This window comes from Pseudocitrobacter sp. CD920760 (assembly GCF_057782505.1).
Window position 1 is genome coordinate 2,124,141 of sequence record NZ_CM173490.1, and the last position, 13,851, is coordinate 2,137,991.

Consider the following 13,851-nt stretch of genomic DNA (forward strand, 5'->3'; position numbering starts at 1 on the left):
CGCCGTCCTGATTGCAGTTAGACGGTAAATTTCTTGCCGCTGCGCGGTTGTCCCGCCGTTTGCCCATCCTTGCCATACAATCCCGTCTCCTGAAAAGGCTTCAGCACGTCCAGCGCCTGCTGGTTACGGGCGATTTGGCCTTCCAGCAACCAGCCGTTGTGCTGATTGAGGTCACGCAGCTGCTGCGTTTTCTGCGTAATGTTCAGCCAGCGCGAAGCCACGTCATCGTCATTGGCGCAACGCTGCGCTTCCTGCTCTACGCGACGCTGTTGTTCCAGATAATCGAGCGCCGCCAGCAGCGAGCTTTTATCTTCTGTTATGCGCTGCAGCAGGCTTCCGTTCACGCTTCCGGCAGAAAGCTGCTGTTGCTCGGCATCCATCACCTCTTTCAACGAGTTCAGGATAGCGGTCATTTGATCCAAAATATCGGGCAGACGACTCATGCGGTTAGTTACTCTGTAGATAATTCTGCGTTTCCTGAATCAACGCATCAGCAATTTTACCGGTATCCATTTTTAGCTCACCGTTGCGAATAGCGTTTTTCAACGCTTCCACGCGATCCAGATTGATATCACGCGTATCTGATTGCGTCAGGGTCGTTTGTGCGTCACTCAGTTTGACGCTGGTGCTGTTAATCTCAGCGTTTTTTTCCACACGCGCTTTCGGCGTCTGGGTTTCGTTTGGTTCGCGAGCCTGTACCGCGTTAACAGGATTCAGAGGCGATGTACGTTCAATGCTCATGTGCTTTCCTCATGGAGGCTTATGATGGCGCGGGGATTGCCATTTTCATTTGTTAATACTTTATCGGCAATCGCCGCACTTTCTTTATCACGATTATAGGTTAATCAGAACATTCCCATCCGTATTCACTTCGCCGCTGACCACCTGGCCTGAGGACATACGCACGCGTGCGTTTTGCGCCACGGCGGCGTTATTCAGCGCCTGACCTTCACTGTTGACGCTAAAACCGTCGCCTTTCGCGATGACCTGGACGCGTTGCCCGGCTTTTACCCGCCAGGCGGCGCGAATCATGGTCAGCTGTAACGCTTGTCCGGCGGCAACATCGCGCAGGCTGACTGCATCCTGCGCCTGATTGATGTCCAGCATCGTGCGTGGCGGCAACTGATCCAGACGACCACGTTTCAGGGCGACCGATTGCGCATTCAGCACGGTGCCACGCACAATCGGCCCGGCGGCGACCACATAATTGCCCGTGGCCTGCACCGTCACCTGCAAATAGCGTTTCTCATTACCGCAGCGCGCCACCACGTTCAGGTTCCCCCAAAGCCGGGCATTGCCTGGCGTACTGAGCACCGGTTGCTCACAGGAGGGCAACATCGCGAGCGGGCTACGCAGTTGCACCATCACCTCATCACTTAACCCTTCCAGCCTTTGGCTGAAAAATGTCGACAGCTGGCTTTGCAGATCCTGCGCCAGGGTGAACGGGCTGGCGAGCAGTAAACACGCGGCCAGCGAGGTAGTGAGCTTTGGCATCGAACACTCCGTCAGAGAGGGTAGTGTGAGTATTTTACGCATCCGCCGCTGACATCAACGGAATAAATAGCGACGCATATTGCGTTTATTCCGGCGATAACGCGCGCATAAGGCGAATTAAGCTGTCGGCTGGAATTTTGTCATCTGCGGAGGAGCCATGCTCGATAAACTCGACGCCGCGCTGCGTTTTCAACAGGAAGCCCTGAATCTGCGCGCTGAGCGCCAGGAGATTCTGGCCGCCAATATCGCCAACGCCGATACCCCTGGGTATCAGGCGCGCGATATCGATTTTGCCAGTGAAATGAAAAAAGTGATGGAGCGAGGACGGGCTGGCACCAACGGCGTGGCGCTGTCGCTCACTTCCGACCGTCACATACCCGCACAAAACCTCTCATCTGCTGCCACTGATTTGCTCTACCGCATTCCCGATCAGCCCGCGCTGGACGGGAACACCGTCGATATGGATCGCGAGCGCACGCAGTTTGCCGACAACAGTTTGCAGTATCAGACCGGGCTGACGGTATTGGGTGGGCAAATCAAGGGGATGATGAGCGTCCTCCAGCAGGGGAATTAATACATGGCTTTACTGAATATTTTTGATGTGGCGGGTTCCGCACTCACCGCGCAGTCCAAGCGGCTGAACGTGGCAGCCAGTAACCTGGCAAACGCCGACAGCGTGACCGGCCCGGATGGCCAGCCGTATCGCGCAAAACAAGTCGTTTTTCAGGTGGATGCGCAGCCGGGTGCGGCAACGGGCGGGGTCAAAGTTGCCGATGTGATTGAAAGCCAGGAGCCCGACAAGCTGGTCTACCAGCCAGGTAATCCGCTGGCGGATGCGAAGGGCTATGTGCGCATGCCAAACGTTGATGTGGTCGGCGAGATGGTCAATACCCTGTCGGCCTCGCGCAGCTATCAGGCCAACGTCGAGGTGATGAACACCGTGAAAAGCATGATGCTCAAAACCCTCACGCTGGGTCAATAACGGAGAGAACAATGTCCATTGCAGTGAACGTTAATAGCGCCAGCGCGACCAGCGCAACCAGTACCAGCGGGTCGCTGACCAGCAGCAGCGCGGATGATTTACAGAACAGTTTCCTGACGCTGCTGGTGGCGCAGCTGAAAAACCAGGACCCCACCAACCCGATGGATAACAGCCAGCTCACCAGCCAGCTGGCGCAAATCAGCACCGTAAGCGGTATTGAGAAACTCAATACGTCGCTGGGTTCCATTTCCGGGCAAATCGACAGCAGCAAATCATTGCAGGCGTCATCGCTGATTGGTCACGGCGTGATGATCCCCGGTACTACCGTGCTGGCGGGCAAAAACAGCGACGGCGACGGCACGGACACCACACCGTTTGGCGTTGAGCTTGAGCAGGCGGCCGACAAAGTGACCGCCACGATAACCGACAGTAACGGCAATGTCGTCAAAACGCTGGATATCGGCGCGCTGACCGCAGGCGTGCACACTTTTACCTGGGACGGCACCGGCACGGACGGCGCGGCGGTGGCGGATGGCGCGTACAACGTCAGCATTACCGCCAGCAGCGGCACCACGCAACTGGTGGCGCAGCCGTTGAAATTTGCGCTGGTGCAGGGTGTGACGCTGAGCGGCAATGGCAACCAGTTGGATCTCGGCACTTACGGCACCACCACGCTCGACGAAGTTCGTCAGATTATTTAATTCAGGAGTGAATCATGGGCTTTTCCCAAGCAGTCAGCGGCATGAATGCCGCGTCCAGTAATCTTGATGTTATCGGCAACAACATTGCTAACTCCGCAACCTACGGCTTTAAATCAGGCACCGCCTCGTTTGCCGATATGTTTGCCGGTTCAAAAGTGGGGCTGGGGGTGAAAGTCGCCGGGATCACCCAGGACTTTACCGACGGTACCACCACCAGTACCGGGCGCGCGCTGGACGTCGCCATCAGCCAGAACGGTTTTTTCCGCCTCACCGACAGCAACGGTTCTGTTTTCTATAGCCGTAACGGCCAGTTTTCCCTCGATGCCAATCGTACGCTGGTGAACTCTCAGGGCTTGCAGGTGACCGGTTATCCGGCGTCCGGCACGCCGCCAACCATTCAGCAGGGGGCGAATCCGACAGCGATTACCATCCCGAACTCGCTGATGTCGGCAAAGACCACGAGCACAGCAGCGATGCAGGTCAACCTTAATTCGACGGATGCTAAGCCGAGCGTTACGACCTTCGATCCGGCTAATGCCGACAGCTACAACAAAAAAGGCACTATCACCGTTTATGACAGTCAGGGTAATGCCCATGACATGAACGTGTATTACGTGAAATCCGATGATAATCAGTGGGATGTTTATACTCAGGATTCCAGTGTTACTGGTGCTGACGCGGTTAAATCGGGGCAGATGACGTTCGATAAGAGCGGTGTGCTGGAGTCAGTTCGCCCTTATGTGAACGGTGTGCTCGGTACGGCGGATGCGAATTCGCAAATCCCGATTGAGGTCGCTGCGCTTAACGGCTCTGCCGCCGGTTCTTTCTCCCTGAGCTTCCTCAACTCCATGCAGCAGAATACCGGTGCCAACAACATCGTCGCCACTTCGCAGAACGGCTACGCGCCGGGCGATCTGGTGAGCTATCAGATTAACGAAGATGGCACCGTGGTCGGGAACTACTCCAACGAACAGAGCCAGCTGCTCGGTCAAATCGTACTGGCAAACTTCGCCAACAACGAAGGTCTGCAATCGGAAGGCGATAACGTCTGGTCTGCCACCCAGTCTTCCGGCGTGGCGCTGCTGGGCACCGCGGGTAGCGGTAACTTCGGCAGCCTGACCAACGGCGCGCTGGAAGCCTCTAACGTCGACCTCAGCAAAGAGCTGGTCAATATGATTGTCGCCCAGCGTAACTATCAGTCCAATGCGCAAACCATCAAAACGCAGGATCAAATCCTGAACACGCTGGTTAACCTGCGTTAATCCCGATAAGGCAGCTTTATGGATCACGCAATATACACGGCGATGGGCGCGGCGAGCCAGACAATGGAGCAGCAGGCGGTCACCGCCAGCAACCTGGCCAACAGTTCGACGCCGGGCTTTCGTGCCCAGCTTAACGCCATGCGCGCGGTGCCGGTCGAGGGTTTGTCGGTGCCGACGCGTACGCTGGTAACGGCCTCCACGCCGGGCGCGGATATGACGCCTGGTCAGCTCGACTACACCTCACGTCCGCTGGACGTGGCGCTGCAACAGGATGGCTGGCTGGCGGTGCAAACCGCCGATGGCGGGGAAGGGTATACCCGCAACGGTAACATTCAGGTGGGGCCCACCGGGCAACTGACCATTCAGGGTAATCCGGTGATGGGCGATGGCGGCCCGCTCACCGTGCCGGAAGGTGCGGAAATCACCATCGCGGCGGACGGCACGATTTCGGCGCTTAACCCTGGCGATCCGCCGAATACGGTGGCGCAGGTGGGACGGCTGAAAATGGTGAAAGCGGATAACACGGAAATCGTGCGCGGCGATGATGGCGTCTTTCGTCTGACCGCAGAAGCGCAAGCCACCCGTGGCCCGGCGTTGCAGGCCGATCAGTCTATCCGTTTGCAGTCCGGCGTTCTGGAAGGCAGTAACGTCAAACCCGTGGCGGCGATGGCCGATATGATAGCCAGCGCCCGCCGATTCGAAATGCAGATGAAGGTTATCAGCAGCGTGGATGAAAACACGCAGAAAGCTAACCAGTTGCTGTCAATGAGCTAAGGAAAATCATGATCAGTTCATTATGGATCGCCAAAACCGGCCTCGATGCGCAGCAGACCAATATGGACGTTATCGCCAACAACCTGGCGAACGTCAGTACCAATGGTTTTAAGCGTCAGCGCGCGGTATTTGAAGATCTTCTTTATCAAACGGTACGTCAGCCGGGGGCGCAGTCTTCAGAGCAAACCACGCTGCCGTCCGGTTTGCAGATTGGTACCGGTGTGCGCCCGGTTGCCACCGAACGTCTGCACAGCCAGGGCAACCTGTCGCAGACCGATAACAGCAAAGACGTGGCGATTAAAGGCCAGGGCTTCTTCCAGGTGCTGCTGCCGGATGGTACTTCTGCGTATACCCGCGATGGTTCATTCCAGGTCGATCAGAATGGTCAACTGGTGACGGCAGGCGGTTTCCAGGTGCAGCCAGCGATCACCATTCCGGCGAATACGCTGAGTATCACCATTGGCCGCGATGGCATCGTCAGCGCGACCCAGCAGGGGCAGACCAACCCGGTGCAGGTGGGGCAGCTTAATCTGACCACCTTTATGAATGACAGCGGGCTGGAAAGCATTGGTGAAAACCTGTATGTCGAAACCCAGGCATCCGGTGCGCCGAATGATTCCACGCCGGGGCTGAACGGCGCGGGGCTGCTCTATCAGGGTTATGTCGAAACGTCCAACGTTAACGTAGCGGAAGAACTGGTCAATATGATTCAGGTACAGCGCGCCTACGAAATTAACAGTAAAGCGGTATCGACCACCGACCAGATGTTGCAGAAATTGACGCAACTGTAGCGGTTGTGCCGGATTTGTCGGATGGCGCTGCGCTTATCCGACCTACAAACGGATAGGCGTAACGCCATCTGGCAAACACAATACCAATGCTACCTCCAGGCCGGATAAGCGCAGCGCATCCGGCGCAAACCAAAAGATGAAAACCATGCAAAAAACCGCAGCGTTTCGTTATCCGTTCTTGACGGTTCTGGTGCTCTCCATTACCGGGTGCGCTTTCATTCCCAGCAAGCCGCTGGTGGAAGGCGCAACGTCGGCGCAGCCGATCCCCGGCCCGGTACCGGTAGCGAACGGCTCAATATTTCAGACGGCGCAGCCGATTAACTACGGTTATCAGCCGCTGTTTGAAGACCGTCGCCCGCGCAATATTGGCGATACGCTCACCATCGTATTGCAGGAAAACGTCAGCGCCAGCAAGAGTTCCTCGGCCAACGCCAGCCGCGATGGCAAAACCAACTTTGGCTTTGACGTCGTGCCGCGCTATCTGGAAGGGCTGTTCGGCAACGCGCGTGCGGATGTTGACGCCTCCGGCGGTAACACCTTCAACGGCAAAGGCGGCGCGAATGCCAGCAACACCTTTAGCGGTACATTAACCGTCACGGTCGATCAGGTTCTGGCGAACGGTAACCTTCACGTGGTGGGGGAAAAACAGATAGCTATCAATCAGGGCACCGAATTTATCCGCTTCTCGGGCGTGGTTAACCCGCGCACCATCAGCGGTAGTAATACCGTGCCGTCCACCCAGGTGGCGGATGCACGTATCGAATATGTGGGCAACGGCTATATCAACGAAGCGCAGAATATGGGCTGGTTGCAGCGTTTCTTCCTGAATTTATCGCCAATGTAATGAGGTGGAACATGTTTAAAACCCTGATTGGCATGGCGCTGATTCTGGTGAGTACTCTGGCGCAGGCCGATCGCATTCGCGATCTCACCAGCGTGCAGGGCGTCAGGGAAAACTCCCTGATTGGCTATGGTCTGGTGGTAGGGCTGGACGGCACGGGTGACCAGACCACCCAGACGCCGTTCACCACCCAGAGCCTGAACAACATGTTGTCGCAACTGGGGATCACCGTTCCGGCGGGCACCAACATGCAGCTGAAAAACGTGGCCGCGGTGATGGTCACCGCCCAGTTCCCGGCGTTTGCGCGTCAGGGGCAAACTATCGATGTGGTGGTCTCCTCGATGGGTAACGCCAAAAGCCTGCGCGGCGGCACGCTGTTGATGACGCCGCTGAAAGGGGTTGATAGCCAGGTGTATGCGCTGGCGCAGGGTAACATTCTGGTGGGCGGCGCAGGCGCGTCGGCGGGCGGCAGTAGCGTGCAGGTCAACCAGCTTAACGGTGGGCGGATTACCGGCGGGGCCACCATTGAACGCGAGTTGCCGACACAATTTGGCGCGGGGAACACCATTAACCTTCAGCTGAATCAGGATGATTTCACCATGGCGCAGCAGATTGCCGACACCATTAATCGTCGCAGTGGTTTTGGCAACGCCACCGCGCTGGATGCGCGTACCGTGCAGGTTCGTGCGCCGCAGGGCGGCAGTGGTCAGGTGCGTTTGCTGGCGGATATCCAGAATCTGGAAGTGGGCGGCGTACCGCAGGATGCGAAGGTGATTATTAACTCACGTACCGGGTCGGTGGTGATGAACCGCGAAGTGACGCTGGATACCTGTGCTGTGGCGCAGGGCAACCTCTCCGTTACCGTGAACCGTCAGGCGCAGGTCAGCCAGCCGGATACGCCATTTGGCGGCGGTCAGACGGTGGTGACACCGCAAACGCAGATCGATCTGCGTCAGAGCGGCGGCTCGCTGCAAAGCGTGCGCGAGAGCGCCAATCTTAACAATGTGGTGCGCGCCCTGAACGCGCTGGGTGCGACGCCGATGGAGCTGATGTCGATTCTGCAATCGATGCAAAGCGCCGGGTGCCTGCGCGCGAAAGTGGAGATCGTCTGATGCTGGGCGACAGCAAATTAACTGCCAGCGCGGCGTGGGATGCGCAATCGCTTAACGAACTCAAGGCGAAAGCCGGACAGGATCCGCAGGCTAACCTGCGGCCTGTCGCCCGTCAGGTGGAGGGCATGTTCGTGCAGATGATGCTGAAGAGTATGCGCGAGGCGCTGCCGAAGGATGGCCTCTTCAGCAGCGATCAGACCCGGCTCTACACCAGCATGTACGATCAGCAAATTGCCCAGCAGATGACCGCCGGGGAAGGACTGGGGCTGGCGGAAGAGATGGTGAAGCAGATGCAGACGCAGAAGGAACCGTCCGCCACGGTGGGCCAGGTACCGATGAAATTTGATCTGCAAACCGTCACCAGCTTCCAGAACGATGCGCTGACGCAGATGGTGCGCAAAGCGCTGCCCAAAACGCCTGGCGGGAGCGATGCGCCGCTCTCCGGCGACAGCAAAGATTTCCTCGCGAAACTGGCGCTTCCGGCGCAGATGGCGAGCGAGCAGAGCGGTATTCCGCACCACCTGATTCTGGCGCAGGCCGCGCTGGAGTCGGGCTGGGGCCAACGACAAATTCGTCGTGAAAACGGTGAGCCCAGTTATAACCTTTTTGGCGTGAAAGCCTCGGGTAACTGGAAAGGACCGGTGACGGAAATCACCACCACCGAATATGAAAACGGTGAAGCGAAAAAGGTGAAAGCGAAATTCCGTGTCTACGGTTCATATCTGGAAGCGCTGTCAGATTACGTCGGCTTACTGACACGCAATCCGCGCTATGCCGCGGTCACCAACGCATCAACGGCCGAGCAGGGGGCGCAGGCGTTGCAGAATGCCGGATACGCCACTGACCCACAGTACGCGCGCAAGTTAACCAATATGATTCAGCAGCTTAAAGCTTTAAGCGATAAAGTCGGCAGCGCGTACCGAAATGATATTGAAAATCTCTTCTGATACACCTCAAGTTTGCCAGGCGGCGACCGATAACGATTAAAGGCCACGCGTCTGAACGTATAAAAGGAAGAACATGTCCAGTTTAATCAATAGCGCCATGAGTGGATTGAGTGCGGCACAGTCGGCACTGAATACCACCAGTAATAATATTGCCAGCTACAACGTCTCGGGCTATACCCGCCAGACCACGGTGCTCGCTTCGGCGAACAGTTCGTTAGGTGCGGGAGGCTGGGTCGGCAATGGCGTCTACGTTTCTGGCGTTCAGCGCGAATACAACGCATTCATCACCAACCAGCTGCGTACGGCGCAAAGCCAGAGCAGCGGGCTGACCACGCGTTATGAGCAGATGTCGAAAATCGACGATATGCTTTCCGGCACCACTAATTCCCTCTCCACCACGCTTCAGGATTTCTTCTCCAGTATGCAAACGCTGGTGAGCAACGCTGAAGATCCCGCCGCGCGTCAGACCGTTCTGGGTAAAGCGGATGGCCTGGTCAATCAGTTTAAAGTCGCCGATCAGTATCTCCGCGACCAGGATAAACAGGTAAATCTTTCTATCGCCACCACGGTTGATCAAATCAACAACTACGCGAACCAGATTGCCAGCCTGAACGATAAAATTTCTCGCCTGACCGGCGTCGGCGCGGGCGCTTCACCTAACGACTTGCTGGATCAGCGCGATCAGTTAGTCGGCGAGTTAAACAAGCTGGTGGGCGTGGAAGTGAACGTGCAGGATAGCGGAACGTTCAACGTCACCATGGCGAATGGCTATACGCTGGTACAGGGCAGTAATGCCCGCCAGCTGGCCGCCGTACCGAGCAGCGGCGACCCGACGCGCACCACCGTGGCGTATGTTGATAACGTTGCGGGGAATATCGAAATCCCGGAAAAGCTGCTTAACACTGGCTCGCTTGGCGGCTTGTTGACCTTCCGCTCGCAGGATCTTGACCAGACCCGTAATAGCCTTAACCAAATGGCGCTGGCTTTTGCGGATGCGTTTAACGCGCAGCATAAAGAGGGTGTCGATGCGAACGGAAAAGACGGGAAGGACTTTTTCACCATCGGCGACCCGTCTGTTGTGGCGAACAGTAAAAATAGCGGTAAGGCGTCGCTGACGGCGGAAGTGACGGATGCCTCCAGCGTACAGGCCACGGATTATCGCGTGAGCTATAAAAACGGTGAATGGCAGGTGACGCGCCTTTCCGATAACACCACGGTGAAAGCGGAACAGAAGGATGGCGCATTAAACTTTGACGGGCTCTCCGTCACGGTGAGTGGCACACCAGCGGAAAACGACAGCTTTACCGTGAAGCCGGTCAGTGATGCGATCGTCAATATGGGTGTGGCGATAAGCGATGAATCTGAGCTCGCACTGGGTATTGATGACGCTGAAAATGGCGAAAGTGATAACCGTAACGGCCAGGCTTTGCTGGACCTGCAAAACGCTAAGCTGGTGGGAAATTCGAAAACCTTCAACGACGCGTATGCGGCCCTGGTCAGCGATATCGGGAATAAAACTTCAACGCTTGAAACCAGCAGCACCACGCAAAGCAACGTCGTCACCCAGCTCAGCAAACAGCAGCAATCCATTTCCGGCGTGAACCTGGATGAAGAGTACGGCAACCTGCAGCTCTTCCAGCAGTACTATCTGGCGAATGCCCAGGTGCTGCAAACGGCAAGCACCCTGTTTGATGCCCTGATTAATATTCGCTAAGGAGAGGAATAACGCATGCGTGTCAGTACCCTGATGATGTATCAGCAGAATATGCGCGGGATCACCAGCTCCCAGTCAGAATGGCTGAAATACGGTGAACAAATGTCGACCGGCAAGCGGGTGAACCGCGCCTCCGACGACCCGGTGGCGGCATCGCAGGCAGTGGTGCTGTCCCAGGCACAGGCGCAAAACAGCCAGTTTGCCACCGCTCGCACGTTTGCCACTCAGCGCGTATCGATGGAAGAAAATACGCTGGCGCAGGTGACTACCGCGATTCAGTCGGCTCAGGAAAAAATCGTTTACGCCGGTAACGGCACGTTAAGCGATGACGACCGGGCCTCGCTGGCAACCGACCTGCAAGGGATCCGCGATCAGCTTCTCAATCTGGCAAATAGCCAGGACGGTAACGGTCGCTATATTTTTGCCGGTTATAAAACCGATACGGCACCGTTTACGGATGACGGTACGTATGTCGGCGGCTCGGAAAATGTCGCGCAGCAGGTCGATGCGTCTCGCTCAATGGTGATTGGCCATACGGGCGACAAGATTTTTGATAGCCTGACCAGTAATGCTAAACCGGGAACGGATAGCAATCTTTTTGAGATGCTGGATACTGCTATTGCACAATTGAAAATTCCAGTTAGTGACGATGAAAGCGCTCAGGAGATAGCATCTGCCGCTATCGATAAAACCAACCGAGGGCTAAGCAACTCGCTCAACAATGTACTGAGTGTACGTGCTGAGCTGGGCACTCAGCTTAATGAACTGGATAAACTTGACGCCCTGGGCGATGACCGCGCGTTAAGCCAGACGCAGCAGATGAGTAACCTGGTGGATGTGGACTGGAATGAGACTATCTCTAACTACGTGATGCAGCAAACCGCGCTACAGGCATCGTATAAAGCGTTTAGTGATATGCAGGGGATGTCGCTGTTTCAGCTGAATAAGTAAGTTGACGGGCCGGATGCGTATATCCGGCCCGATGAATTAAAATCCTGGCTGTAATGCGACGCGGCGCAGCCGTCGGGTTTCCAGCCAACGAACCACCCACGCGCAGCCACCCGCAACCGTCGCCAGCCCGACAACACCTTCCCAACCCGCCAGCGCATACAGTTGGCTACCCAGAACGGACCCCAGCGCCATACCGATAAATACCACCGTAAACAGCAGCGCATTCAGGCGACCGCGTGCCTGAGGTTCCAGGCTATAAACCAGGTTCTGGTGCGCAACCAGGCTTGATTGCAGGCCCAGGTCGAAACCAATGGCGGAGAGGGCGATTAACGCCAGTTGGGCCATCGGTGGCAATACAGGCAGAATAAACATCAGCGCAAAGGAAATCGTGACCAGTGCCGCACCCAACTGGGTGACTTTTTCGGCACCCACTTTATCTGCCAGCCCACCGGCCAGTGGCGCGGCCAGGGCGCCCGCCGCACCGGCAATCCCGAAACCACCCGCAACGGCGCTGCCCATATGATGATGTTCCAGCAGCATGACCGCGAGCGTTGACCAGAATGCGCTGAAGGCAATTGAAAGCAAGCCCTGCGCCAGCGCTGCGCGGCGTAACGTGGGATAACGTTGCCACAGATGCACCAGTGAAACCATTAATGCCGGATAGCTCAGGCTGGAGTGCGCGGTAAAACGTGGCAGCACGCGCCACATCAGCACGCCAATCAGCGCGATACTCACTGCTGCAGCCTGATACACCACGCGCCAGCCGAAGAGTTCGCCAATCACGCCGCTCACGGTACGCGACAGCAAAATTCCCAGTAATAACCCCGTCATCACGGTACCGACCATTTTTCCCTGCTTCCCGGCTGGGGCGAGGATGGCGGCGGCAGGCACGATATCCTGCGCCATTGTTGCCGCCATGCCGATCAGCAGGCTGACGACTAACAGGGGATGAAAATGCTGCGTCACGCTGCACAGCAGCAGAAGGGCTGCCAGCATGACGCTTTTCAACAGGATCAGCGTACGACGATCGTAGCGGTCGCCGAGCGGCAGCAGAAATAAAATCCCCAGCGCATAGCCCGCCTGGGTGAGAGTAGGGATGAGCCCCATTCCTTCAACATTCAGATGCAAGGTGTCGCCCATCAGCGGCAGCAGCGGCTGGGCGTAGTAGATGGCGGCGACGCTAAACCCTGCGCCGAGCGCAAGGATGAAGATAAGCCAGCCCGCATTAACATGTGTTTTCATCAGGTGTTCCTCAGATTCGGTATGGCGCTATTTTTCCCTGAAGCGCGCTGGCGCGGTAGCCAGCGTGGTGGTAAAACAGTTATACGTTTGACGTATAGGTAAGTGGTTAATGAAGAAGCAGGAGCGTATAGATAGGGTTGAGCTGATGCGGACTTTTATTCGCATTGTCGAATCGGGTTCGCTATCGGCTGCCGCCCGTCAGCTGGAGACTACGCAGGCCACCATCAGCCGTCGTTTACAATCGCTGGAATCGCTGCTGGGGGCGAAATTGATTCTGCGGTCCACGCATGCGATGAAACTGACTGACGATGGCGAGCGCTGTTATCAGCATGCGCGTCAGGTCGTGGATGCCTGGCTGGCGCTGGAGGATGAATTACAGCTCACGGACGATCAGCCCGTCGGTACGCTGCGGGTGCGCGCGCCGCATGCGTTCGGCCAGGAGCAGCTGTTGATGCCGCTGATTGGTTTTCTGGCCGATCATCCTCAACTGTCGGTCGAGTGGATGCTTAATGATAAAAACGTCGACTTTATGAGTGACAATATTGATTGTGCGATCCGCGTTGGGGCGGAAGTTGACCCGGCCACCGTCTCCGTACTGCTGGCCGAGGTGCCGCGCTGTACGGTGGCCTCTCCTGAACTGTTAGCAAAATACCCGACAATCACCCATCCGCAGATGATGTCCACATTGCCGTGGATTGCGATCAGTACCTTCTACCAGCATGATGTCACGCTGCACCGTCAGGAGGAGAGTGTGACATTTTCTCTGGTGCCGCGCCTGAGTACGGACAGTCTCTACGTCGCCAAAAACGCAGCGCTGGCGGGGCTTGGGATAGCTATCGTATCAAGCTGGACGGTGGAGGAGGATCTGGCGCAGGGTAGGCTGGTTGAACTGTTACCGGACTGGCAGGCGGCAGCGCTACCTGTTCATCTGGTCTATCCGTGGGCGCGTTATTATCCGACCCGCTTACGTAAGTTTCTTGATTTGATGCGCGAAGTGATGCCGAAAATTGCCGGGATGCAGCTACCGGGAAAAGCATAAA

At 56.7% G+C, this 13,851-nt stretch carries 16 protein-coding genes; 12 read left to right on the forward strand and 4 right to left on the reverse strand.

Annotated elements, in window-relative coordinates:
• Positions 1-17: 17 nt before the first annotated feature.
• The 3 genes from flgN to flgA all read right to left on the reverse strand — a co-directional run bounded on the left by flgN (position 18) and on the right by flgA (position 1,494).
• Positions 18-443, reverse strand: coding sequence for a flagella biosynthesis chaperone FlgN (flgN, locus tag AC1MKH_RS09775; RefSeq protein WP_276220220.1), 426 nt, complete (start codon positions 441-443; stop codon positions 18-20).
• A gap of 4 nt (positions 444-447) precedes the next feature.
• Positions 448-741, reverse strand: coding sequence for a flagellar biosynthesis anti-sigma factor FlgM (flgM, locus tag AC1MKH_RS09780; RefSeq protein WP_276220219.1), 294 nt, complete (start codon positions 739-741; stop codon positions 448-450).
• Positions 742-834: 93 nt separating this feature from the next.
• Positions 835-1,494, reverse strand: a complete 660-nt coding sequence (flgA, locus tag AC1MKH_RS09785) for a flagellar basal body P-ring formation chaperone FlgA (RefSeq protein WP_276220218.1) — start codon at positions 1,492-1,494, stop codon at positions 835-837.
• A gap of 157 nt (positions 1,495-1,651) precedes the next feature.
• Here flgA and flgB point away from each other — a divergent pair, with 157 nt between their 5' ends.
• The 11 genes from flgB to flgL all read left to right on the forward strand — a co-directional run bounded on the left by flgB (position 1,652) and on the right by flgL (position 11,569).
• On the forward strand, positions 1,652-2,068 hold the full coding sequence (gene flgB, locus AC1MKH_RS09790) for a flagellar basal body rod protein FlgB (RefSeq protein ID WP_276220217.1): 417 nt from the start codon (positions 1,652-1,654) through the stop codon (positions 2,066-2,068).
• 3 nt (positions 2,069-2,071) lie between these two features.
• On the forward strand, positions 2,072-2,476 hold the full coding sequence (gene flgC, locus AC1MKH_RS09795; RefSeq protein WP_015964875.1) for a flagellar basal body rod protein FlgC: 405 nt from the start codon (positions 2,072-2,074) through the stop codon (positions 2,474-2,476).
• 11 nt (positions 2,477-2,487) lie between these two features.
• Positions 2,488-3,177, forward strand: coding sequence for a flagellar hook assembly protein FlgD (flgD, locus tag AC1MKH_RS09800; protein ID WP_276220216.1), 690 nt, complete (start codon positions 2,488-2,490; stop codon positions 3,175-3,177).
• 14 nt (positions 3,178-3,191) lie between these two features.
• The gene (gene flgE, locus AC1MKH_RS09805; RefSeq protein WP_276220215.1) at positions 3,192-4,439 is read left to right on the forward strand and encodes a flagellar hook protein FlgE; all 1,248 of its coding nucleotides are present in this window, start codon (positions 3,192-3,194) and stop codon (positions 4,437-4,439) included.
• Positions 4,440-4,457: 18 nt separating this feature from the next.
• On the forward strand, positions 4,458-5,213 hold the full coding sequence (locus AC1MKH_RS09810) for a flagellar basal body rod protein FlgF (protein WP_327621851.1): 756 nt from the start codon (positions 4,458-4,460) through the stop codon (positions 5,211-5,213).
• An 8-nt stretch (positions 5,214-5,221) separates the two neighbouring features.
• Positions 5,222-6,004 carry a flagellar basal-body rod protein FlgG gene (flgG, locus tag AC1MKH_RS09815; protein WP_015964871.1) on the forward strand — a complete coding sequence of 261 codons (783 nt, stop codon included), beginning with the start codon at positions 5,222-5,224 and terminating at the stop codon, positions 6,002-6,004.
• 145 nt (positions 6,005-6,149) lie between these two features.
• Entirely contained in the window at positions 6,150-6,848 is a 699-nt protein-coding gene (gene flgH / locus AC1MKH_RS09820; protein ID WP_276220213.1) for a flagellar basal body L-ring protein FlgH, read from the forward strand.
• A gap of 11 nt (positions 6,849-6,859) precedes the next feature.
• Complete coding sequence (locus tag AC1MKH_RS09825) at positions 6,860-7,957, forward strand: flagellar basal body P-ring protein FlgI (protein ID WP_276220212.1); 1,098 nt, start codon at positions 6,860-6,862, stop codon at positions 7,955-7,957.
• On the forward strand, positions 7,957-8,904 hold the full coding sequence (flgJ, locus tag AC1MKH_RS09830) for a flagellar assembly peptidoglycan hydrolase FlgJ (protein WP_276220211.1): 948 nt from the start codon (positions 7,957-7,959) through the stop codon (positions 8,902-8,904). Before AC1MKH_RS09825 ends, flgJ begins: the two co-directional genes overlap by 1 nt.
• 73 nt (positions 8,905-8,977) lie before the next feature.
• A complete protein-coding gene (gene flgK / locus AC1MKH_RS09835) occupies positions 8,978-10,618 on the forward strand; it encodes a flagellar hook-associated protein FlgK (RefSeq protein ID WP_276220210.1) in 1,641 nt (546 codons plus the stop codon).
• A 15-nt stretch (positions 10,619-10,633) separates the two neighbouring features.
• Entirely contained in the window at positions 10,634-11,569 is a 936-nt protein-coding gene (gene flgL, locus AC1MKH_RS09840; RefSeq protein WP_276220209.1) for a flagellar hook-associated protein FlgL, read from the forward strand.
• Positions 11,570-11,605: 36 nt separating this feature from the next.
• Here flgL and AC1MKH_RS09845 read toward each other — a convergent pair whose 3' ends face one another.
• A complete protein-coding gene (locus AC1MKH_RS09845) occupies positions 11,606-12,811 on the reverse strand; it encodes an MFS transporter (protein WP_276220208.1) in 1,206 nt (401 codons plus the stop codon).
• Between the two features lie 109 nt (positions 12,812-12,920).
• On the opposite strand from AC1MKH_RS09845, the gene AC1MKH_RS09850 reads away from it, so the two are divergent.
• Positions 12,921-13,850, forward strand: coding sequence for a LysR family transcriptional regulator (locus tag AC1MKH_RS09850; protein ID WP_276220207.1), 930 nt, complete (start codon positions 12,921-12,923; stop codon positions 13,848-13,850).
• Position 13,851 lies beyond the last annotated feature (1 nt).

Bases quoted from the DNA above. Each gene is read 5' to 3' on its own strand.
- flgN (WP_276220220.1), bottom strand. From the start codon at position 443: ATGAGTCGTCTGCCCGATATTTTGGATCAAATGACCGCTATCCTGAAC.
- flgM (WP_276220219.1), bottom strand. From the start codon at position 741: ATGAGCATTGAACGTACATCGCCTCTGAATCCTGTTAACGCGGTACAG.
- flgA (WP_276220218.1), bottom strand. From the start codon at position 1,494: ATGCCAAAGCTCACTACCTCGCTGGCCGCGTGTTTACTGCTCGCCAGC.
- flgB (WP_276220217.1), top strand. From the start codon at position 1,652: ATGCTCGATAAACTCGACGCCGCGCTGCGTTTTCAACAGGAAGCCCTG.
- flgC (WP_015964875.1), top strand. From the start codon at position 2,072: ATGGCTTTACTGAATATTTTTGATGTGGCGGGTTCCGCACTCACCGCG.
- flgD (WP_276220216.1), top strand. From the start codon at position 2,488: ATGTCCATTGCAGTGAACGTTAATAGCGCCAGCGCGACCAGCGCAACC.
- flgE (WP_276220215.1), top strand. From the start codon at position 3,192: ATGGGCTTTTCCCAAGCAGTCAGCGGCATGAATGCCGCGTCCAGTAAT.
- AC1MKH_RS09810 (WP_327621851.1), top strand. From the start codon at position 4,458: ATGGATCACGCAATATACACGGCGATGGGCGCGGCGAGCCAGACAATG.
- flgG (WP_015964871.1), top strand. From the start codon at position 5,222: ATGATCAGTTCATTATGGATCGCCAAAACCGGCCTCGATGCGCAGCAG.
- flgH (WP_276220213.1), top strand. From the start codon at position 6,150: ATGCAAAAAACCGCAGCGTTTCGTTATCCGTTCTTGACGGTTCTGGTG.
- AC1MKH_RS09825 (WP_276220212.1), top strand. From the start codon at position 6,860: ATGTTTAAAACCCTGATTGGCATGGCGCTGATTCTGGTGAGTACTCTG.
- flgJ (WP_276220211.1), top strand. From the start codon at position 7,957: ATGCTGGGCGACAGCAAATTAACTGCCAGCGCGGCGTGGGATGCGCAA.
- flgK (WP_276220210.1), top strand. From the start codon at position 8,978: ATGTCCAGTTTAATCAATAGCGCCATGAGTGGATTGAGTGCGGCACAG.
- flgL (WP_276220209.1), top strand. From the start codon at position 10,634: ATGCGTGTCAGTACCCTGATGATGTATCAGCAGAATATGCGCGGGATC.
- AC1MKH_RS09845 (WP_276220208.1), bottom strand. From the start codon at position 12,811: ATGAAAACACATGTTAATGCGGGCTGGCTTATCTTCATCCTTGCGCTC.
- AC1MKH_RS09850 (WP_276220207.1), top strand. From the start codon at position 12,921: ATGAAGAAGCAGGAGCGTATAGATAGGGTTGAGCTGATGCGGACTTTT.